The organism is Erwinia sp. AK-PDG3-5 (assembly GCF_056821705.1).
The window spans coordinates 1,415,051-1,434,996 of sequence record NZ_CM165967.1; the positions used below are offsets into that span (position 1 = coordinate 1,415,051).

Sequence of the window (19,946 nt, forward strand, 5' to 3'; positions counted from 1 at the left end):
GGGCAAGGACGCCGCGGGCAGGTAAGGTAGTCGATTAACGTGCCTCGCGTGCCTGTTTCGACCGGGGAGGCGTTGTTGTTTGAGTGGGGGAAATTTATAGTGTGTTTAAATGACGTAAGCGGAGCAAAACAATAATGACTAAGTATGCTTTGGTAGGTGATGTTGGCGGCACGAATGCCCGCCTGGCACTGTGTGAAGTAGAAAACGGTGCCCTTTCACAAGCCAAAACTTTCTCCACAGCAGACTACGACAGCCTTGAAGCTGTGATCCGCTTCTATCTTGACGAACAGAAGCAGGAGATTACCGACGGCTGTATCGCTATTGCCTGTCCAATCACTGACGACTGGGTCGAGATGACCAACCATGACTGGGCATTCTCCACCAGCAAAATGAAAGCCAACCTCGGCTTTGAGCACCTGGAAATCATCAACGACTTTACCGCCGTCTCAATGGCCATCCCGATGCTGTCCGCAGACGATGTAATGCAGTTCGGTGGCGGCAAAGCGGTCAACGACAAGCCGGTTGCGGTCTATGGCGCAGGAACCGGTCTGGGCGTTGCTCACCTGGTTCACGTTGATAAGCGCTGGGTCAGTCTGCCGGGCGAGGGCGGTCACGTCGATTTCGCTGCTAACAGTGAAGAAGAAGACCTGATCCTGGAAGTGCTACGTGCGGAACTGGGGCACGTCTCTGCCGAGCGCGTGCTGTCTGGTGCTGGCCTGGTGAATCTGTATCGGGCGATTGTTAAATCAGATGACCGGGTGCCGGAAAACCTGAAGCCGAAAGACGTGTCGCAACGTGCGCTGGATGACAGCTGCACCGATTGCCGCCGTGCACTGGCGATGTTCTGCGTGATCATGGGTCGCTTTGGTGGCAACCTGGCGCTGAACCTCGGTACCTTTGGCGGGGTGTATATCGCCGGCGGTATCGTGCCTCGCTTCCTGGAATTCTTTAAGTCGTCCGGCTTCCGTGCTGCGTTTGAAGACAAAGGCCGCTTTAAGGATTATGTGCAGAATATTCCGGTATTCCTGATCACTCACGATCAGCCAGGCTTGCTGGGTGCCGGTGCGCACCTGCGTCAGACGCTGGGTAGCGTGCTGTAACTGTTGTAACAGGGCCGGTTCCCGGCCCTGATCTTGCTTCCTTCCTCTATAACCGCATCAGCTGGCGAAACTCTTTTACTTTGCTGCGGCTGACCGGCACCTGAAATTCCAGATCCCGCAGTTTCAACATGTAGGTGTTATTAAACCAGGGTTCGATTTCGCGGATCTTGCTGAGATTGATGCAATACGATCGATGGCAGCGGAAAAAGGCCTCTTCCGGCAGCCTGCTACAGAATTCGGTGATATTCATCGACATCACATACTCTTCCCGCCGGGTGTAGACAAAGGTCATCTTTTCATGGGCTTCGGCATAATAAATGTCGTTGATATCGGTGACGATAATCCGCTCATCCTTGACCAGGTTAATGGTATGTACCGAACTGCGGACGGCTTCCGGATTGCTCTGGTGCGCGGCCTGCTGCAGAGTATTTTCGACCTTGCGCAGCATGGTGATAATGCGCATCTCATGATAGGGCTTGAGGATGTAATCGAACGCTTCCAGCTCAAAGGCATCCACCGCATGTTCCTTACAGGCGGTGATAAAGACGATCAGCGGCTTTTGCGCGAACTTGCTGATGTTCTGCGCCAGCAGCACGCCGTCCAGTGACGGGATGTTGATGTCGAGGAAAATCACGTCAACCTGGTGGCTTTGCAGATATTTCAGCACGTCCAGACCATCGTCAAACGTGGCCTCAAGGGTCAACTGGCTGTGTTGTCTGATTAGCCAGCTCAGCTCCTGCTGGGCCAGAAACTCATCTTCAACAATTATCGCTTTCACATCATTTTCCCGGAGTTAGCAGAGCATTACGCCCGTAAAGAGACGCTTTCACTGGCCGGCAGAGCCGTGCCGTTTTTACTGATATAAAAGGCGATTTCGGTGCCCGGATTGCGCCGGTGAATATGCAGACCTTCGCCGTAAAGCAGCTTTACGCGGTGATGAACGTTGAGCAGGCCGATTTTATTGCCGGGCATCTCATTACTTTCTACCCGCGCCATCACTTCTTCGCTAATGCCATTGCCGGTATCGCGCACGGCGATGCGGATCCGGTCGCCCTGGTCTTTCAGGCTGATGGTCACCACGCCTTTTCCCCGGCAGGGATGGATGCCATGCACGATGGCGTTCTCAACCAACGGCTGAAGCAGCAGGCTGGGCAGCGCGCAGTTGACGTCTTCATCAATGTCGTAGATTACCGTCAGCTTGTCGCCAAAACGCGCCTGTTCAATGGCGATATAATCCTTAACCTGATACAGCTCTTTCTTGATGTCGATGATCTCATCATCGTTCAGCTCAAGGTTGTAGCGCAGGTAGCGCGCCAGATTGGTGATCAGCTGCCGCGCGGTATCCGGATTCATGCGGATTGAGGAGGAGATGGCATTCAGCGCATTGAACAGGAAATGCGGGTTGATTTTGCTTTGCAGCGCGCGCAGTTCGGCTTTGTTCGCCATCTCCCGCAACTGCTCGGCGCGGGACACTTCCAGCTGGGTGGAGATGATTTGCGACAGGCCTACCGCCATCTCTTTCAGCGACCAGGTGATGCGGTGCGCATGGCGATAGTAAATTTTCAGCGTGCCGGTGACTTCCCCTTTTTCCCACAGCGGGATCACAATCATCGAGTGAATTTCCGGCGTGCGGTGCGCCTCGTCGTTGTTCTTGATAATGATCTCGCCATTGGCGATCGAACGGGCGGTGGTCGGGCTGATCGCGTCATCACCGTTGTGGTAATTCGCTTCGCCAACGCCGACATAGGCGAGGATCTGGTTTTTGTTGGTGATGGCGACCGCATCGGCATTGATATCATTGCGGATAATGTCGCACACCTGACGCAGCGACTGGCTGTTGACATGCCGGAACAGCGGCAGGGTTTTGTTGGCAATCTCCAGCGCCAGCTTGGCCTGCCTGGCAGCAATGGCCTCTTTTTCGCCCTCAACGCTCTGGATCAGCAGCACAATCAGGCCGATGCTCACCGCACCGAGGATCATCGGTACCGCGATTTCCGAGACGATTTCAACGCCCAGGGTGGTGGGCTGCGACCAGACGACAATCAGGATCATGGTCAGGGATTCACACAGCATGCCGCCGAGAATGCCCACGCTCCAGCGCTTCTCTTTCACCACTTTCAGGTTGATATAGCCGGAAACCACGCCGGCGATGATGCTGGTGATCAGGCAGGGCACCGAGGTCACGCCATGAACATCGATCAGGAAACGGTGCAGACCGGCAATCACGCCGGTAACGATCCCGACCCAGGGCCCAAACAGAATGCCGCCGGACATAATCGCGATGGTGCGGACGTTCACCAGCGAGCCATCAACGTTGATGCCGCTCCAGGTACCAAACAGGGCAAATAGCGCAAAGATGGCGGTCACGGCGATCAGTTCCTGGCGTGAATGCTCGTCTTTTTGCAGCAGCTGCCGGAAATGGCGCGTGCGGGTCATAAAAAACAGGCAGATCAGCATCAGCGCGGCGCGGTCCAGCACGGCTAACAGCATTTCAAACATCGAGTGCACGGGCGCCTCGGCGGAGGGAAGAGGGAAAGGGCTATGATAAGGAAAGCGGGCGGGATGTGCCAGGCATCGGCGCAGTGATTTGCGCCGATGCCGGTCCAGATCAATTTCTCATGGGCTATTTCATCTGGGATTTGCCCAGTTCGGTCAATTCGGCTTCCGTTGCGCGGCCAACAAAGTCCACTTCGAAATCATCGGCGGCAAAGTCCGGCGGCGAGCGGCCCTCAACAAAAGCCGGCCACTGACGCTGCAGGTAGGCTTCATTTTTCGCACACCAGGGCGCGGCAGAAATGTACATCACGTTGCTGTCGAAATCGCCCTGATGTTCATTCTCAACCGAATGGATCACATCGCAGTGCCAGAATACGGTATCGCCGGCTTCCATATCGGGAATTGCGGAAATCCCAGTCAGCAAAAGGGGATGCCATTTTTCACCGATCGAGAGTGCACGGCCCGGTGCTGCGCCACAGAGATCGTCTTCCGGCACATCATCCTGAATGGCACGCAACAGGATCCACGCCATCACGTTTGCTACCGGCAGCAAGTTCAGCGTTCCGCCGTGTTGGCGCTGCGGTGAAAGCGCCGTCCAGCCCTGAAAGGTGCGGAACATTGAGCATACGGCCGGTGACGCAAATTCACGCACCTCGGTACGCATTTCTCCATCGAATGGGTTATATTGCTGCCAGTTGCCACTGAAAACGTGACGGTAAACGTGGCGGAAATTCTCATCCAGCCAGCGTTCAAGCGAGCCGCCATCAATGTGCGGCGACAGGCCCAGTGAACCCGAGTTCGGGGGACGGCGACGCGTGCGATCGGCATAGCTGACGACGCGCTCAGGGTCGAAATGCTGCTTGCCGTGACTTTCGGTTTGCCACAGCGTATTCAGGAACACCTGTACCGCGTTCATACGCGCATGCTGGCGGGCTTCAACCTGCGGCTTCGACCAGTAAATGCCGTAAATCTGCGGTTTACCCTGTTTCAGGTCGCCAAAATAGTTGTCTTCCGCCGCATGCTTCAGGCGCTCGACAAAGTTATTACGGTCCAGGTAGTTACCGACTTCCTGATTCCAGGCCTCGGCCAGTCCCTGTGGAAAAACCCCGTGGATGACGCAACAGCCACGTTGCAGGATCTGCGCTTTTTGCTGGCGGGTGACGCGGTGCTGAAGGATATCCTCGGCATCCAGCTGCGGCACGGGATTTTCACCGCGTTGCTGTTGCGCATTCAGTTCGGCAATTTGCTGGCGGATGTTGGCATCAACCTCAGCAAACACGTCTGCATAGTTCGGCAGTGCCTTGCGCAGCTGACGTTTAATATCCGCAACGGCCTGCGGGATGTTATCAATGTTGAGGGAAGACATGGCGATTCTCCTGTAACACTCTCGTTATGGTTATGTAGGGTTGATGTGAATTACAGCGTTTAAAAGCGGAAATTAAAAGGGGCTAAGTTTGTGTGAGGCTTCCCCTTTTGTGAGGACACTATGCATCTGTTTACCGAACGGCTGGAGCTGAAAGGGTTAAAGCCGGAAGACTGGCAACTTTTCCATCGGGTACATACCGATAAAACCAGCATGGAATTTATCAGCGCCGTGCCGCAGCTGGCCGATATTCGCCAGCGTTTTCACGATCGTCTGGCCCCGTGGCAGGTCACCAGTTTCCATATGCTGTGCCTGACCGTCCGCTTGAAAAGCAGCGGTGAGATCCTTGGACTGATTGGCGCCAACGCCGAGTGGGCACCGTATCGCCAGGCCGAAGTGGGCTATTCCTTCCTCAGCGAGCACTTTGGACGTGGCTATGGCAGCGAGGCATTAGGCGCGCTGGCGGGCTATCTTTTCGAACATTGTGAGTTTCATAAACTCAAAGCGCAGGTGGTGGAAGGCAACTGGGCCTCGCGGCGGGTGCTGGAGAAAAACGGTTTTATCCTTGAAGGAACCCTACGGGATAATTATCTGTTACGCGGGCAATGGGTGAACGATTGGGTGTTTGGAAAGCTGAAAAGCGACGCCTGAAAATATTTTATCCTGCCTCTCGACAGGGCAGCGGACTCTACGTTATGTTCAATGTTCGACCAGTTTCTGGTCAGCGTCGCTCGGATGGTCCGGGCGCTAACGTAAATCAGAGGTATCTATGGCTGACAACAGCTCACCACGCCGTTTTTCCCGCATTGAACGTCTTCCCCCTTATGTGTTTAACATCACGGCCGAACTGAAAATGGCCGCACGCCGTCGTGGCGAAGACATCATCGATTTTAGTATGGGTAACCCCGATGGCCCTACGCCGCCGCATATCGTGGAAAAACTCTGTGCTGTCGCTCAGCGTGACGATACCCACGGCTACTCCACCTCACGCGGTATTCCGCGCCTGCGTCGGGCCATTTCACACTGGTATAAAGACCGCTATCAGGTGGATATCGATCCCGAGTCTGAAGCGATTGTCACCATCGGCTCAAAAGAGGGCCTGGCGCATCTGATGCTGGCCACGCTGGATCACGGTGATACCGTGCTGGTACCGAACCCAAGCTATCCGATTCATATCTACGGTGCGGTGATTGCCGGCGCGCAGGTGCGTTCCGTGCCGCTGGTGGCGGGCGTCGACTTCTTTACCGAGCTGGAGCGGGCGATCCGTGAAAGCTATCCGAAGCCGAAAATGATGATCCTCGGCTTCCCGTCTAACCCAACCGCGCAGTGCGTTGAGTTAGATTTCTTCGAGCGCGTGATTGCGCTGGCGAAGCAATACAACATTCTGGTGATCCACGATTTGGCCTATGCCGACATCGTCTATGACGGCTGGAAGGCCCCGTCTATTATGGAAGTGCCGGGCGCGCGTGATGTGGCAGTAGAGTTCTTCACCCTGTCGAAAAGCTACAACATGGCCGGCTGGCGTATTGGCTTTATGGTCGGCAATAAAGAGCTGGTGGCGGCACTGGCGAGAATCAAAAGCTATCACGATTACGGCACGTTTACCCCGCTTCAGGTCGCCGCCATTGCGGCGCTGGAAGGCGATCAGCAATGCGTGAAGGATATTGCTGAGCAGTATAAACGTCGACGTGATGTGCTGGTGAAAGGGCTGCATGAAGCGGGCTGGATGGTCGAAATCCCGAAAGCCTCGATGTACGTCTGGGCGAAAATTCCCGATCATTACGCACAGATGGGCTCGCTGGAGTTCGCCAAGCATATGTTGCAGGAAGCCAAGGTCTGCGTCTCGCCGGGCATTGGCTTTGGTGATTACGGTGATACCCACGTGCGCTTTGCGCTGATTGAAAACAGCGACCGTATTCGTCAGGCGGTGAGAGGAATTAAATCGATGTTCCGCGCGGACGGCATTTTGCCGGGCGCGACCAGGCTGAGCGAAGAAGAAGCGTAAGGACTGGGGTCAGGCCGTGTGGCCTGACCCGCTAAATCATCCCTGGCAGGGTTAAACCATCAGATAGAACGTACCAACCCAAAGTAACAGGATAAAAGAGATCCCCATCAAAGCATATTTCACCGCAAAACTCCTCTGAGCGCCTACGTCTGGGGCGATCCCGGGCCTGCGTAACGCGAACAGATACGATACGGCAGACAGTGACGTCCTACCGTATCAGGTAGCCATAAGAAGCTTATGGCAGGATCGTTCGCTAATTTACCCGCTCTGTTCCGCAAAATAAAGCCGATTGTGCTATGAATCGTTGCGATCACGGCGTCTCAATGGACGGGATTACCGACATGCCCACCCGCAAACGCGCCAGATCTGCCTGGCCAGGTTCAAACACAATTTTCACCGGCAGGCGTTGCACAACCTTGGTGTAGTTACCCGTTGCGTTATCCGCGGTGATTGCCGCGAAGGTGGAACCGGTGGCCGGAGCAATACTGTCCACATGGCCGCGTAACGTCACGCCCGGAAGCGCATCAACCTCGACGGAAACAGGCTGGCCTGGCTTAACGCCGGTCAGCTGAGTTTCGAGAAAATTCGCCACAACGTAGGTTTGGTGCAAGGGCACCACCGCCAGCAGGCGGGTTCCGGCGGCTACCCACGCGCCCTGACGGACCGAGCGTTGACCGACTGAGCCATCAATCGGTGCCGTAATGGTGGTGTACGACAGGTTCAGGCGCGCCTGATCGACACTGGCGGTTGACGCGGCGATATCGGCTTCAGCCTGTTTGATACTGGCCTGCAAAATCCCCACCTGCTTACGTGAGGCGAGGGCAGCGGCCTGACTCTGGCGCAGCTGAGCCGAGGCTTCACGCATTGAGGCGTTAGTTTTCTGCTGCTCGTCAGCGGTGGTGGTGCCGCTTTTTAGCAGGCGGCGATAACGCTCGGCATTCTGTCCGGCATAGTTCAGCGTGGCTTCGCTGGAGCTGACCGCCGCATCATTCTGCGCAATGGTCGCCTGCTGCTGATCGAGCTGTGCCTGAACGCTGGAGAGTTTGGCCTGGCTGACCTGCAGGTTGGCTTCTGCGGTTTCCAGCGCGACGCGGTAATCGCGGTCATCGATGGTCGCCAGCAGGGCGCCGGCCTTAACATCCTGGTTATCACCGACGTTAACGGTGCGGATATAACCCGACACTTTTGGCGCAACCAGCGTGTAATCCGCGGTCACCACGGCGTCATCGGTACGTGACTGGTGGCGATTCATTGCTGACCAGACAAAAAACACGATGCCCAGCAGGATTGCTAACAGCAGCACTAACATTAAGGTTCTTTTGGCAGGTGTGAAGCTCATATTATTATCTCGTGGCTTTTGCGGCTTGTTGTAAAAGGGTTTGCGGCGGATAAACACGCTTGGGTAGCCAGGCGGTCAACAGCACCATCAGCAGGGCAAAACCAATGATCAGCAGATAGGCATCGCTGATGCTAAGGATCACCGCCTGATGCTTGAGCAGCGTGGCGAAGTGGCTCAGATTTTCCGTTGAGCTGGCGCTGCCATCCGGCAATAACGGCATCAGGCTGCTGGCACTGGCAGAGGTGTCCGCCGTCATCAGCAATGGGCGATTGCCCAGGTTATCGACCAGCGTATGAGAGTGAAACTTCTCGCGGTGGGTAAGGAAATTCTCCACCAGACAGCTGGCCGCCACGCTGGAAAAACCGCGCACGGTGTTAAACATGGCCGAGGCAAAAGGCCCTTCCGGTGGCAGAACCACGCTGGTGGCGCTCATCAATACCGGCAGGATCAGCATCGGCTGGGCGAAGGCTTGCAGCAGTTGGATCAGCCAGAAGTTCTGTCGCGCCCAGTCGTCAGTCAGCTGCATGCCCATCAGGCAGGAGATGATCATCAACGCCGCGCCGCAGGCCAGCATCCAGCGGCAGTCTATCCAGCGACGGTTGAGTAACGCCGCTATAAAGGGCGCAATGATCAGCTGTGGCAGCCCGATGGTCAGGGCCAGCGGCGCAAACTGCACCGTGCGGAAGCCATTGACCTGACCGAAGTACCCCGACGGGAGGGCAGAGCCGGACAGCGACACCATCAGCACGCCCGCCAACACCAGCAAGCCGTGGGTCAGATTCCGGCGCTCCAGCATCTGCACCTTAAACAGCGGCAGCGGGTGATACCACTCGTTGATAAGGAAGACGATCAGCAAGGCAAAGGCGCTGAGCATCATGCCGCTAATCAGCGGCGAGGCAAACCAGTCAAGACGCTCGCCCTGGCTCAGCGACAGGATTAACAGCGCAATGCCGCTGGTGCCGGTCAACATGCCGAACAAATCGATCTGTTTAAAACGCTCAAAGCGGGTGGGATCCTGTGGAATTCCCCAGCCAATTAACACGTTGGCGATCAGGATCAGCGGGATCACCTGCCAAAAGACGAACTGCCAGCCGACCGAATCGGTCCAGAACGCCGCCAGCGACGCGGCAATGTTGGGGCCGAAGGTGGCGGTTAAGGCATAGGCAGCCAGACCATAAAGCTTGATCGGCGGCGGCAGAAAACGCAATGCCACGGTCATCAGCATTGGCGGCAGCGCGCCACCAAAAATGCCCTGAATCACGCGCAACGCAATAAATAAAGACGGCGTGGGTGCGAAAGGCTGCAACAGGCCCACCAGCGCAAAGCCGGTTGCGACGGTCAGGGTAAAGCGCCGCAGGGAAAACGTCACCGCAAACCAGGGAGCGATCATCATCGCGGCGACTTCTGCCGCCTGATACACCGAGGTGATCCAGCTGGCCTGGTCATAGCTGAAGCCAATGGCTGCCCGCACATCGGCCAGCGCCAGGTCAGTGACGCGGTCGTTTAATCCTGAGGTCAACGCAGCGATCAGTACACCCACCAGTCCCAACGCCAGACGCAAGGTAAACGGGTGGGGAGCAGGCGGCGCTGCTGGTTGAGCAGTCATAGCAGGGGCTCCGTCAGGAAGGAAATAAAACTACGATGCACTGTATTGCATTGTGATACATTTGCCGAGAGTTTACAGTGTGAATGGGTGTATTGCAATGTGATACAGCCTGCCTCGAACGGTAAATAAGTGCTAAAGTATCGTCATCAAGCAAGGAGCAACGGCGTATGTCTGACCCTACTACACAGCGTGAGGATGAGCGTACTGGGGGGATCCAGGTGATCTCTCGTGCGGCAAAAATTTTGGATGCGTTGGGCAACCGGCCTGACGGCATGAGTCTGGGTGAAATCGCTCAGGCGGTGGATTTACCCCGTTCGACCGTACAACGCATCGTCGCGGCGCTGGATTCGGTGCAGCTGGTACGCAGTCCAGGTGCAGGCGGCGTCCGGCTTGGGCCGGCATTACTTCGGCTCATTGCCACGCTGCATACCGACGTGGTGGCGATTGCGCAACCCTGGCTGCAGGCGCTTTGCGATGCTACCGGTGAAACGGTTTCTCTGGCGCGTGCCAGCGGATTACAGCTGGCGATCGTGCATTATGTGGTGGCCGATCGTGAGCTGCGCGTGGTTCCGCGCATCGGCCTGAATCTGCCGTTGTACAGCACCTCCGGTGGCAAAGCGCTGCTGGCGCTGGACAGCGATGAACAGGCTCGCGCCGTCGTCGGCGATGCCTATGAAGCCATTACCGATCTGACCGTTAAGGCGTTTCCTGAACTGATTGAACGCCTTAAGGAGATCCGCCGCACCGGTCTTTCTTACGATCGCGGCGAGACGCTGGAAGGTATCTCCACGATGGCGGTGGCGATTGATACAATTCTGGGCCGTTTTTCCATCAGCTTGCTGGTTCCATCTACCCGTTTTCAGAAGCATGAGGCGCTCTACCGTACTGAGATCCTTAAATGCAAAGAGGCGCTGGTGGATGAGATAGGCAAAGCGGCCTTACGTGACTGACAGGAGAGGGAAATGAAAACGCTTTTAGTCGCCGTTGATAATTCCGCTATAGCCCGCAAGGTGGTGGCACTGGCCACTGAACAGGCGCAGGCTTTGCAGGCCAACGTTGTGGTGCTGTGCTGTATCGATGCCAGCTATGCCAGCACCACCGGTACCTACCTTATCGAGGCCGGGGAAGACCCGAATGATTTCGGTTGCGCGCTGGATGAGCAAAACACCGCTGAAGCCGCGGTGCGTCAGGCACTGGCGGAATTGCAGCGCGCCGGCATCGCCTCCACCGGGCGTGTGGTAGCCGGTGAGTCCGCGGAAACCATCGTCGCGCAGGCCAATGAACTCTCTGCTGCGATGATCATTATGGGCCGCCGTCATCTTTCCTCTTTTAACCGTCTGCTGAAGGGCTCTGTCAGTGCTGCCGTGATCGAGCGCGCCAGCTGCCCGGTGCTGGTGGATGTTCGGCTAGATTAACTCCGCCTATTGGGCCGCGCATCGCGGCCCGCCTCTACAGGTATTTACTGTCATGTCCCAGGCTACACTCATCTCCTTTATTAGCGGCCTGCTGGTCGTTTTATTTCTCGCGTGGATGTCAAAGCGGGGTTCCCTCAGTAAAGCCAAAGCGGTTTTGCTGGCCTTTGTGCTGCTGTTTGCCGGTAACCTTTATTACTTTGGTTTTGTGGCACCGCAACAGCAGCAGGAAGCCCGTCTGGCTGCGGCAGAGCAACGTCTGGCGACGCTGCCGGTCTACCGCACCATCAAAGATCAGCAGCCGGCACTTTACCAGACGTTGGATCAGGAATTTATTCGCGCCTTACGTGAAGGCAACAGCGAGCAACAGGCGCTGGAACGGTTACGTCCGATGCTGTCAGACCTGCTGAATCAGCGCATCAGCTATGCCGGCGATCGGCAACTGCATGATTATATGGACGTGGCGCTGGAAGAAATGAAATTCATCAGGCAGAAGGACAGTGCACTCTGTTTCAAATACCTTTTCCCTCAGGTGGAAGGTGGCGTTAACACCGCAGAAATATTGCCCAGGGCGCTGATCGACAGAGAGATGGCCAGTATTGATGATTTCCTGCTGCACAGCCACGGTGCTGCGCAACAGATCGATGTGGCGAAGGGCCGTGCCGCTCTGCAAACCATCGTGCGTTCGCTATACGGCAAGTGGGGCAGCGATCTGCAAACGCTAAACTCTCCGGCCGAAGCGGGTTCTGATAAAGGTAAACTCTGCGATATGACCATTGACCTTTATCAGTCGGTTCTGGCACTTCCGGTTAATAATTCTGCAGACGTTTTACGTATTATTCTCGACGGTAACGCGAATTAAGCGCAAAAAAAAGCCCGCTCGCCGCGGGCATAACACATTGTTATTGTAAGTCATTCATGGTGTTGGCAGACATTAAAAGATGTCTGTACGGATAATCGCATCCCTTTCCAGATAGCGCCAGACGGCTTCCTGAATCGATTCAATTGGTAAAACAATGCATTTGCACGGTAAAGAAACTGCAAATGCGGGATTTTCCGATGGCGTCAGGAAAGTCGGCTGTTATCATGCCGCACCGAACGAAGGAGCTAAAATGAAGAAGTTAGTGACTGGCGCCGTAGCGCTGGCTGTATTTGTATTAGCCGGTTGTACTTCCAGCAAGCCAGGGGCATTTGAAAAAGTTGATGAAGATCCTGCGGTAAATACTGTGCAGTATCGTTTTAATCCGACCACCGTCAATAAGATGGCGATGCAAGAGGATGTGGAACGCTACTGTACAGAACGCGGGTTTGATAAAGTAGAACCGATTAAACCGCAGGAAAGTCGGGTGCCTGGATTAATGAACGCCTGGTATCAGTGTAATTACAGCATTAAAAGCTAAAACGAAAAAAGGGCGGGGAAATTCCCGCCCAATATTTTTTTCAACGATCTTATTATATTGCCGTGTGCAGGCTTTGCCCGCTTGAGGATGAGTCTCCTCACCCTCTTAGAATGTCTGCTTACCAGCCCCGATGCGGGCCATTTCCATGGTGATAGCCGCCATGATACCCGTTATGATAACCGCCGCCGTGATGTCCGCCACGATATCCATCATGCACGATACAACCGTTCAACATCAGCATTACGCCCAGAACCGAGACAACTTTAATGAGTTTTTTCATTGTGAATGCTCCTTCACTTTTTCAATGACTACAACTTTACTTGAGAAAAGTGGAGGAATAATGCCGGTTGTGTAGAGTTATTTAATCAGGTATTTCCAGATATTTCAAATTTGAGTTTAATAATCGCGGCATAATATTCATAAATAAGATAAGACCTAAAATTAGTCTTTTCCATCCGGAATGCTCTTAATTTAGCGCCAGCGGCGAATAAACCTTAATACGAATCAATTTCACCTCAGGCCGCCACCGACATCAAATATGCAGTAGACTTAGGGCAGACTGACTAAGGAGAAACTATGAGTTATCAGGTAGAAAACGTGCTGTCGGTGCAGGCTGAACTGGGTGAGTGTCCGGTCTGGTCTGTCAGAGAACAGGTCCTCTATTTCGTCGATATTCTGGCGCCTGCTTTGCACCGGTTCGATCCACAGAGTGGTAAGCATCAGGTTTTCCCGGTGGCTGAGGACATTGGCTGCTTTGGCCTGAATGCTCAGGGTGGATTTGTTGCCGCATTACGCAGCGGCGTCTGCATGCTGGATGATAACGGGCAGATTACTCAGCGCATCGCGCCAAATCCGGGTGATGCTGAACGCAGCCGTTTTAATGATGGCCGCGTCGATCGCCACGGTCGTTTCTGGTGTGGCAGCCTGTGGGAACCACAGGATCGCAACGGCGGCAAGCTGTGCCGTCTGGATGAACACCTGACGCTGACGGTGCAGGCTGAAGATATTAAAATCTCCAACGGGCTGGCTTTCTCACCAGACAGTCGCTGGATGTATCAGACCGATACGCCAAACGGCGTGCTCTGGCGTTATCCGATGGATGAACAGGGCGGAATCGGCCCACGTGAAGTGCTGCAACGCTTTGTGCAGGAAGAGGGCGGTTTGCCTGATGGTGCCGCCGTCGACAGTGAAGGCTTCTATTGGGCGGCAATGTTTGATGGTTCCCGGGTGATCCGTCTCGATCCCGCTGATGGACGCATTGTGGATGAGATCCCGTTGCCGGTTCGCTGGCCGACCATGGTGGCATTTGGCGGGGAAGATCTGAAAACGCTGTATATCACCAGTTCACGCGAAGACCGCACGGCAGAAGAGCTGGCACGCTATCCTCAGTCAGGCGACGTGTTTGCGGTACGAGTGGCGGTGGCAGGGATTGCCGAGCCGCTGTTTCAGGCGAAATAATCCGGGAAGGGATATATCAACGATGTATGAATGGGGCGATTTATCGCCCCATTTTATATTCACGCGTGCTGCAGCGCCTTTTTCTCTTCTTCCGCACGGTGCGGCAGGCGAATGGTGGCAGACATAATCAGCGAAATCACCAGCAGGGCCATAATCAGGCTGAAGGTGATGGTGAAGCCACCAAACAGCGAAGCAATCAACGACCCCAATACGCTACCGATACCAAAACCCAGATAAATCAGCCCATAGTTTTTGGTCAGGTTGTTCAGGCCGAAGAAGTCGCTGACCAGCGAGGGGTAGACGGTAATGGTGCCGCCAAAGCTGAAGGCTACGCAGGCGATAGAGATAAAGAAGGTGGTTTCATTCATCTGGGTAAACAGCAGGATGCTCATGCCCGCCAGAGAGACCACCTGCGCCAGGGTAATCACCCGGATACGGGCTATCTTGTCGGACATCACACCGAGGATCAGTCGTCCACTCAGATTAGCAATGGCGATAATGGTCACCGCATTGGCCGCCGTTTGCGTCGACAGATGCACCAGGCCTTCGCCAATGTCTTTTGCCACGCCAATCACATACAGGCCGCTCATACAGGCAGTCAGAAACATCAGAGCCAGCATCCAGTACTGCGGCAAACGCACCGCTTCGGCCAGAGAGAAATCGCGGGCTTTACTGTGACTTCCCTGCGCTGCGGCAGATTGTTTCGGCGCTTCTTTCATAAACAGTGCGCCGGTGACAATCAGCGCCATTGCCAGCAGACCCCAAATCAGGAAGGTATTTTCCAGGCTGTAGACGCTGAGCAGATAGCCGCAGATAAATTTAAAACCGAGGCTACCCAGGCCGTAAGCCCCAATGGCACAGGCGGAAATCAGCCCTTTGCGTTCCGGGAACCACTTCACACAGTTCGACAGGGTCATCAGATAGCCGGCACCATCAGCCAGTCCCACCAGCACGCCCGCGCTCAGATACAGCATAAACAGGTTGCTGGAGTGCGCCGTCAGATAAAAACCAATCGCCATCAATACGCCCGCGCCGATGGTGACGTTGCGCACGCCAAAACGCTCCTGCAGCTTTCCGGCCAGGGAAGAGGCAATCGCCAGCCCCAGGCTGAGCAAGCCAAAGGAGAACGCCACCTGGCTGACCGGGGCATCCAGCTTGTGCGACAACTGACCATTAAACAGGCTCCAGGTATAAACGGAGCCCAGTGCGAACTGGGTAATGATGGTGCCGAACAGGGTCAACCAGCGGGTACGGTTAACGCTTTTGCTGACGGGCTGTGTGCTCATGGAAAGCTCCCGGGGGAAAGTTTAAGAGAATGAGCAGATGATAAGCCGGGACTTCGCGCGCGGGGAGAATAGGGCATGAACTGCCGTCAGAGCGGAATAAAATGCCTGTCAGCGGGTATGAACGGCATGGCGAAATCCAGAAATGGCGTTGGCGGACGGGCTTTTCAGCAACCCGTCCGCCGGTTCAGCCCTTATTCCGCCGGTGAGAAGCGCATATTACGCATATCGTTGCCGGTCGGCGTCTGGTGCACGCGCAGGCCAAATTCTGGCAGCAGCGCAAAGATATGGTCAAAGATATCTGACTGGATTTTCTCGTACTCCAGCCACACCGTGGTGTTGGTGAAGACATAGATCTCAATCGGCAGGCCTTCAGAACCCGGTGCCAGCTGGCGAACCATCAGCGTCATATCTTTGTGGATCTGCGGATGAGACTTCAACCAGGCTTCGAGCCAGGCGCGGAAGGTGCCGATATTGGTCATGTGCCGGCCATTCAGTGGCGTGGTGAGATCGCAACCCAGGCTGGCATTATGGTTGGCAACCTCAGCGACCTTGCCATCCAGATACGGTGTCAGCAGCTGCGCGCGATTCATCCGGGCAATCTCTTCATCAGAGAGGAAATGAATGCTGGTGGTATCAATATTCAGGCTGCGCTTGATACGGCGACCACCGGATTCGGACATGCCGCGCCAGTTCTTAAACGAGTCGGAAATCAGCGCATAGGTTGGGATGGTGGTGATGGTTTTGTCCCAGTTGCGCACTTTCACCGTGGTCAGCCCGATATCAATCACGTCGCCATCGGCGCCGTATTTAGGCATATCCAGCCAGTCACCCATTTTCAGCATATTGTTGGCCGAAAGCTGAATGCCGGCGACCAGGCCGAGGATCGGATCCTTAAAGACCAGCATCAGTACGGCGGTCATCGCCCCCAGACCGGTCAACAGTACCAGCGGCGATTTGCCAATCAGCAACGAAATCACCATCAGCCCAATCAACAGGGTGGCGATCAGTTTGATGCTCTGAAAAATGCCGCGTAACGGCAGCTGGCCGGCAAAGCTGCTGTTATCGGAGAGCTCCAGCAGCACGTCCAGCAGCGAGTAAAGTATCAGCAGGCTGAAGATCATCAGCCAGACCTGACTGGCGATCATCAGCACGGAGTAAATCGGCTCGTCGCCCTTCAGGAACACCTCAAGCTGAATTTGTAGCAGTACGCCCTGCATCAGCAGCGCGAAACGGCTGAACAGCTTTTTATCAATGATGGATCTTGGCCACAGGTGTGAGGATTTATCCGCAAACCGACGCAGGAATGGCAGCACCGCGCGATGCAGTAAGCCATGGACGATCAGCGAGATAATCGCAATCAGGGCGATGATGGCAAAGAGCGCAATCAGGGGTGCGTAAGGCAGGTCAAAGGCGGTAAGCCATCCGGTTATCAAAAGTTGCATGTCACTATTATTCCTTTAGGTGAAGCTGTCCAGAGTGCAGTTTCAGTCAAAAAATCATTTGGGCGGATCTTTGGTTCCATCAGAAATCCCGTCTCCCAGCGTTTCAACAGCGCGTTAAGTCCTGCTGTCAGCCCCCATTATCAATTAAGCGTGGCGATGAATGAAGGGCAAATCCGATCCTTTACCTGAGCTGACACACCCTCTGCTTAAGGTTTTCTCATGGCAGGCCGATAACCCGAGGATGTGATAGTTAACAATCACGCTGTGTCATCTCTTACGCCACCCTTTCTCTCAGTTATCACGACTTCTTTACTATGAAGGAAATCACTATGCCGGGGATCCCAGTTCGTCTGTCAGGGAGATTGACACTAGGCGGCATTTCGATGCTGCTACTCATCACATTAATTGTTTACCTTGCCATCTCGCTGCGCGGCCAACCGAGGGTGATTGAAGCCAGTAATAGTCTGGTCCAGCAGACCGGCGAAAACATTGTCGGCCAGCTGAATCAGCAGTTGATCCGCATTGAAGGCGAAGTCGTCAGCATGGCGCGTCTGGCGGAAGTGCTACCCCATCAGGACGATTTATTCAAGAAGGTGCTGCCGCAAATTATCGACAGCAAAGGTGACAAAAGCATTGCAGGTGGCGGCATCTGGCCGGAACCAAATGCTTTTAACGAGGGGGTTGCCCGCCGCAGCTTCTTCTGGTCACGCGGCGCCAACGGCACGCTGGATTACTCCGACGGCTACAACGATCCTGCCGGTGCGGGTTACCACAACGAAAGTTGGTACACCTCAACCAAAGCGGCATCGCGCAGCAAGTGTAACTGGTCCGAAGTGTACCAGGACCCGGTTTCCAACGTGAATATGGTCACCTGTAGCGTGCCTTACACCGCAGGCGACAAGTTTGCCGGCGTGGCAACCTTTGACGTGCTTTTGGATAACCTGTCTGGCTTTATGGCGAAGAATGGCAATCTGACCGGCGGCTATGCCTTCGCCCTGGATCAGTCCGGGAACGTGCTGTATTTCCCCGGCCGTAAAGACAAAGCGTTGAAGAAATTCAGCGCGCTGGCAGATGAGCAGAAGTGGCTGGCGCCGTTGGTAAAAGGCCTTGCGACGGCAGCCCATCAGTCGGGAACCACCACGCTGAATAATTTGCAGGATGATTACCTGCATACCCGTGCTCAGGTCACGCTGTTTAAGATGCCGGATACCGGCTGGGTGATCGGCCTGGTCACGCCGGAAGCAAACGTGACCGCATTGGCCAGAAATATCATGCAGGATATCTTTATGGTGCTGATCCCTGCGCTGCTGATTCTGCTGGCGAGTGCCTGGTTATTTGCACGCGGGCTGACCACGCGTCTGGAATCTACGCGTGCCGCGCTGGATGAGATTGCTAATGGCGATGGGGATTTAACCCGCCGTCTGGACGCTTCCGGCAAGGATGAGATCGCGGAAATTGCCGTATCGTTTAACCAGTTTGTCGACAAGATTGCCGGGGTTATTACTAATGTGCAGGCCAGCGGCATCAACGTGGCTGCCAATGCCACCTTCCTGGCAGAGGGCAATCAGGCCCTGTCGGCGAAGATTGGCGATCAGGCCGCTGCGCTGGAGCAGAGTGCCGCTGCGATGGAGCAGCTCAACGCTACCGTGCAGCAGAATGCCGAGAACACCCGGCTCGCGGATGCCTTCACCGAGCAGACGGCACAGATTGCCCGCAGCAGCAGTGAAGTGATGCATAAAGTCATTGATACCATGGCGACCATCAAAACCTCTTCAAGCCGCGTCGGTGAGATCCTGAGTGTGATTGATGGCATTGCCTTCCAGACCAACATTTTGGCGCTGAACGCCGCGGTTGAAGCCGCCAGGGCCGGTGAGCAGGGCCGTGGATTTGCGGTGGTGGCAGCAGAAGTCCGTGCGCTGGCGCAGCGAAGCGCTAACGCGGCGCAGGAGATCAAAACCTTAATCAGCCAGTCGGATACCACGGTGCTGGCAGGCAGTAAGCTGGTGGATGGTGCAGGCGAACAGCTGGAAGGTTTGGTGAACGACGTGCTGAAAGTGAAGCAGGTGGTTGGTGAAATCCGCGTTGCGGGCGATGAACAGAGTAAAGGTATTGGTGAAGTGACGCTGGCCGTCTCGCAGATGGAGCGCAGCATTCAGCAAAACCTGCTGTTGGTCAATCAGACCGCGGAAAACACCCAGGCCTTGCGGGCAGAGGCTTCACAGCTGGCTCAGGACATCTCGTCGTTTAAGGTAGCTGCCTCGTAACGGCCGGACGTTAATGCAAAAACCCGGTCCAGACGCTGGACCGGTTTTTTTATTACTTCTGAATATAGCTGCGGATAGCGTCAGCGATGGCTTTATTCGCATGGCGATCGTCGCGATGTTCCGCGTCCTCGGCTATTTTCATCAGGTATTTATTCAGTTTGCCACCGGTTGGCACGTTGCCATAGGCAATCAGCATCTGCACGATATGCCTGAGGGCAACGACTTCAACGGTGAGGCGTTCAACGATAGGATCTTTTTCTGACATAGGGTACTCCGCCATGATTCGGTATTTATTTCCCACCAGCTTAGGGGCAGGGAGTAAAAATCAATCAATGGAATACACCGGCATAACGGTGGCTAATCAAATCAGGCGAACGCATCAGGACAGGTGCAATACCGCACCGGGCATTTTCAGGAAGTTAAACAGATCGGCCGCAGCGCAATGGGAAAGGTCTTTCTGCACGGTGGCATTAGTGTAATTCATCAGGGTGATTCTTTTTAACTGATGCCAGACCAGAATAGCCGATACCGCCAGCGAACAGGTTTCCTCACTCTGCTGGCAGAGCAGAGTGTAATGCCACTCTTCATCGAGGTCATTGGAGAAGAACTGCATCGACTCGGCTGGGATCAGCGCTTTGAGATCGGGCAGCAAAACATCACTCACACGGTGGGCCATACGCAGGGTAAAAGTGGCAGGCATTCAGCGCTTCTCCTTATTCAGATGACGGGAGTTTACCCTGTACAGGCAGAGGGATGTGCAAGTTTGTTAATGATA

Annotated in this window: 20 protein-coding genes; 9 read left to right on the forward strand and 11 right to left on the reverse strand. The window is 55.0% G+C overall.

The window, feature by feature from the left end; translation table 11 throughout:
* Nucleotides 1-134: 134 nt before the first annotated feature.
* On the forward strand, nt 135-1,100 hold the full coding sequence (gene glk / locus AC1UKS_RS06480; protein ID WP_013203267.1) for a glucokinase: 966 nt from the start codon (nt 135-137) through the stop codon (nt 1,098-1,100).
* A gap of 46 nt (nt 1,101-1,146) precedes the next feature.
* Here the strand turns inward: glk and AC1UKS_RS06485 are convergent, their stop codons facing one another.
* The 3 genes from AC1UKS_RS06485 to AC1UKS_RS06495 form a co-directional block, all read right to left on the reverse strand.
* Nucleotides 1,147-1,878: a LytR/AlgR family response regulator transcription factor gene (locus tag AC1UKS_RS06485; RefSeq protein WP_482436150.1), complete on the reverse strand. Its 732-nt coding sequence runs from the start codon at nt 1,876-1,878 to the stop codon at nt 1,147-1,149.
* A gap of 26 nt (nt 1,879-1,904) precedes the next feature.
* Nucleotides 1,905-3,590 (reverse strand): LytS/YhcK type 5TM receptor domain-containing protein, encoded by a 1,686-nt coding sequence (locus tag AC1UKS_RS06490; protein WP_482436891.1) that lies wholly within the window; start codon nt 3,588-3,590, stop codon nt 1,905-1,907.
* Nucleotides 3,591-3,723: 133 nt separating this feature from the next.
* Nucleotides 3,724-4,962: a DUF1479 domain-containing protein gene (locus tag AC1UKS_RS06495; RefSeq protein ID WP_482436151.1), complete on the reverse strand. Its 1,239-nt coding sequence runs from the start codon at nt 4,960-4,962 to the stop codon at nt 3,724-3,726.
* 120 nt (nt 4,963-5,082) lie between these two features.
* On the opposite strand from AC1UKS_RS06495, the gene AC1UKS_RS06500 reads away from it, so the two are divergent.
* Entirely contained in the window at nt 5,083-5,610 is a 528-nt protein-coding gene (locus AC1UKS_RS06500; RefSeq protein WP_151036837.1) for a GNAT family N-acetyltransferase, read from the forward strand.
* A gap of 118 nt (nt 5,611-5,728) precedes the next feature.
* A complete protein-coding gene (alaC, locus tag AC1UKS_RS06505) occupies nt 5,729-6,964 on the forward strand; it encodes an alanine transaminase (RefSeq protein ID WP_482436152.1) in 1,236 nt (411 codons plus the stop codon).
* Nucleotides 6,965-7,015: 51 nt separating this feature from the next.
* On the opposite strand, the gene ypdK is transcribed toward alaC, so the two are convergent.
* The 3 genes from ypdK to AC1UKS_RS06520 all read right to left on the reverse strand — a co-directional run bounded on the left by ypdK (nt 7,016) and on the right by AC1UKS_RS06520 (nt 9,909).
* The gene (gene ypdK, locus AC1UKS_RS06510; protein ID WP_105760737.1) at nt 7,016-7,087 is read right to left on the reverse strand and encodes a membrane protein YpdK; all 72 of its coding nucleotides are present in this window, start codon (nt 7,085-7,087) and stop codon (nt 7,016-7,018) included.
* A gap of 187 nt (nt 7,088-7,274) precedes the next feature.
* Nucleotides 7,275-8,303 (reverse strand): HlyD family secretion protein, encoded by a 1,029-nt coding sequence (locus AC1UKS_RS06515; RefSeq protein ID WP_482436153.1) that lies wholly within the window; start codon nt 8,301-8,303, stop codon nt 7,275-7,277.
* Between the two features lie 4 nt (nt 8,304-8,307).
* A complete protein-coding gene (locus AC1UKS_RS06520) occupies nt 8,308-9,909 on the reverse strand; it encodes an MFS transporter (protein ID WP_482436154.1) in 1,602 nt (533 codons plus the stop codon).
* Between the two features lie 167 nt (nt 9,910-10,076).
* Here AC1UKS_RS06520 and AC1UKS_RS06525 point away from each other — a divergent pair, with 167 nt between their 5' ends.
* From AC1UKS_RS06525 to AC1UKS_RS06540, 4 genes are all read left to right on the forward strand, one after another.
* A complete protein-coding gene (locus AC1UKS_RS06525) occupies nt 10,077-10,859 on the forward strand; it encodes an IclR family transcriptional regulator (protein WP_053144394.1) in 783 nt (260 codons plus the stop codon).
* A gap of 12 nt (nt 10,860-10,871) precedes the next feature.
* Nucleotides 10,872-11,324: a universal stress protein gene (locus tag AC1UKS_RS06530; RefSeq protein ID WP_151036839.1), complete on the forward strand. Its 453-nt coding sequence runs from the start codon at nt 10,872-10,874 to the stop codon at nt 11,322-11,324.
* Nucleotides 11,325-11,376: 52 nt separating this feature from the next.
* Nucleotides 11,377-12,183 carry a hypothetical protein gene (locus tag AC1UKS_RS06535; protein ID WP_482436155.1) on the forward strand — a complete coding sequence of 269 codons (807 nt, stop codon included), beginning with the start codon at nt 11,377-11,379 and terminating at the stop codon, nt 12,181-12,183.
* Nucleotides 12,184-12,433: 250 nt separating this feature from the next.
* Nucleotides 12,434-12,721 (forward strand): putative periplasmic lipoprotein, encoded by a 288-nt coding sequence (locus tag AC1UKS_RS06540; protein WP_265911176.1) that lies wholly within the window; start codon nt 12,434-12,436, stop codon nt 12,719-12,721.
* Nucleotides 12,722-12,839: 118 nt separating this feature from the next.
* On the opposite strand, the gene AC1UKS_RS06545 is transcribed toward AC1UKS_RS06540, so the two are convergent.
* The gene (locus tag AC1UKS_RS06545; protein ID WP_013203255.1) at nt 12,840-13,001 is read right to left on the reverse strand and encodes a hypothetical protein; all 162 of its coding nucleotides are present in this window, start codon (nt 12,999-13,001) and stop codon (nt 12,840-12,842) included.
* A gap of 296 nt (nt 13,002-13,297) precedes the next feature.
* Between AC1UKS_RS06545 and AC1UKS_RS06550 the strand changes: the two genes are divergently transcribed.
* The gene (locus AC1UKS_RS06550; protein ID WP_482436156.1) at nt 13,298-14,179 is read left to right on the forward strand and encodes an SMP-30/gluconolactonase/LRE family protein; all 882 of its coding nucleotides are present in this window, start codon (nt 13,298-13,300) and stop codon (nt 14,177-14,179) included.
* 59 nt (nt 14,180-14,238) lie between these two features.
* Here AC1UKS_RS06550 and AC1UKS_RS06555 read toward each other — a convergent pair whose 3' ends face one another.
* Both AC1UKS_RS06555 and AC1UKS_RS06560 read right to left on the reverse strand, forming a co-directional pair.
* On the reverse strand, nt 14,239-15,465 hold the full coding sequence (locus AC1UKS_RS06555; protein ID WP_482436157.1) for an L-lactate MFS transporter: 1,227 nt from the start codon (nt 15,463-15,465) through the stop codon (nt 14,239-14,241).
* Nucleotides 15,466-15,656: 191 nt separating this feature from the next.
* Entirely contained in the window at nt 15,657-16,907 is a 1,251-nt protein-coding gene (locus AC1UKS_RS06560) for a mechanosensitive ion channel family protein (protein WP_482436158.1), read from the reverse strand.
* 329 nt (nt 16,908-17,236) lie between these two features.
* Between AC1UKS_RS06560 and AC1UKS_RS06565 the strand changes: the two genes are divergently transcribed.
* Nucleotides 17,237-19,171, forward strand: a complete 1,935-nt coding sequence (locus AC1UKS_RS06565) for a methyl-accepting chemotaxis protein (RefSeq protein WP_482436159.1) — start codon at nt 17,237-17,239, stop codon at nt 19,169-19,171.
* Nucleotides 19,172-19,223: 52 nt separating this feature from the next.
* On the opposite strand, the gene AC1UKS_RS06570 is transcribed toward AC1UKS_RS06565, so the two are convergent.
* On the reverse strand, nt 19,224-19,436 hold the full coding sequence (locus tag AC1UKS_RS06570) for a hypothetical protein (protein WP_482436160.1): 213 nt from the start codon (nt 19,434-19,436) through the stop codon (nt 19,224-19,226).
* A gap of 114 nt (nt 19,437-19,550) precedes the next feature.
* A complete protein-coding gene (locus AC1UKS_RS06575; protein ID WP_482436161.1) occupies nt 19,551-19,871 on the reverse strand; it encodes a hypothetical protein in 321 nt (106 codons plus the stop codon).
* Between the last annotated feature and the right edge of the window lie 75 nt (nt 19,872-19,946).

What these genes read in the sequence shown, in the direction of transcription:
- AC1UKS_RS06525 (WP_053144394.1), top strand. Translation starts at nt 10,077, where the DNA reads ATGTCTGACCCTACTACACAGCGTGAGGATGAGCGTACTGGGGGGATC.
- AC1UKS_RS06535 (WP_482436155.1), top strand. Translation starts at nt 11,377, where the DNA reads ATGTCCCAGGCTACACTCATCTCCTTTATTAGCGGCCTGCTGGTCGTT.
- AC1UKS_RS06515 (WP_482436153.1), bottom strand. Translation starts at nt 8,303, where the DNA reads ATGAGCTTCACACCTGCCAAAAGAACCTTAATGTTAGTGCTGCTGTTA.
- AC1UKS_RS06560 (WP_482436158.1), bottom strand. Translation starts at nt 16,907, where the DNA reads ATGCAACTTTTGATAACCGGATGGCTTACCGCCTTTGACCTGCCTTAC.
- AC1UKS_RS06530 (WP_151036839.1), top strand. Translation starts at nt 10,872, where the DNA reads ATGAAAACGCTTTTAGTCGCCGTTGATAATTCCGCTATAGCCCGCAAG.
- AC1UKS_RS06495 (WP_482436151.1), bottom strand. Translation starts at nt 4,962, where the DNA reads ATGTCTTCCCTCAACATTGATAACATCCCGCAGGCCGTTGCGGATATT.
- AC1UKS_RS06520 (WP_482436154.1), bottom strand. Translation starts at nt 9,909, where the DNA reads ATGACTGCTCAACCAGCAGCGCCGCCTGCTCCCCACCCGTTTACCTTG.
- AC1UKS_RS06575 (WP_482436161.1), bottom strand. Translation starts at nt 19,871, where the DNA reads ATGCCTGCCACTTTTACCCTGCGTATGGCCCACCGTGTGAGTGATGTT.
- glk (WP_013203267.1), top strand. Translation starts at nt 135, where the DNA reads ATGACTAAGTATGCTTTGGTAGGTGATGTTGGCGGCACGAATGCCCGC.
- AC1UKS_RS06565 (WP_482436159.1), top strand. Translation starts at nt 17,237, where the DNA reads ATGCCGGGGATCCCAGTTCGTCTGTCAGGGAGATTGACACTAGGCGGC.
- AC1UKS_RS06570 (WP_482436160.1), bottom strand. Translation starts at nt 19,436, where the DNA reads ATGTCAGAAAAAGATCCTATCGTTGAACGCCTCACCGTTGAAGTCGTT.
- alaC (WP_482436152.1), top strand. Translation starts at nt 5,729, where the DNA reads ATGGCTGACAACAGCTCACCACGCCGTTTTTCCCGCATTGAACGTCTT.
- AC1UKS_RS06500 (WP_151036837.1), top strand. Translation starts at nt 5,083, where the DNA reads ATGCATCTGTTTACCGAACGGCTGGAGCTGAAAGGGTTAAAGCCGGAA.
- AC1UKS_RS06545 (WP_013203255.1), bottom strand. Translation starts at nt 13,001, where the DNA reads ATGAAAAAACTCATTAAAGTTGTCTCGGTTCTGGGCGTAATGCTGATG.
- AC1UKS_RS06490 (WP_482436891.1), bottom strand. Translation starts at nt 3,590, where the DNA reads ATGCTGTTAGCCGTGCTGGACCGCGCCGCGCTGATGCTGATCTGCCTG.
- AC1UKS_RS06555 (WP_482436157.1), bottom strand. Translation starts at nt 15,465, where the DNA reads ATGAGCACACAGCCCGTCAGCAAAAGCGTTAACCGTACCCGCTGGTTG.
- AC1UKS_RS06550 (WP_482436156.1), top strand. Translation starts at nt 13,298, where the DNA reads ATGAGTTATCAGGTAGAAAACGTGCTGTCGGTGCAGGCTGAACTGGGT.
- AC1UKS_RS06540 (WP_265911176.1), top strand. Translation starts at nt 12,434, where the DNA reads ATGAAGAAGTTAGTGACTGGCGCCGTAGCGCTGGCTGTATTTGTATTA.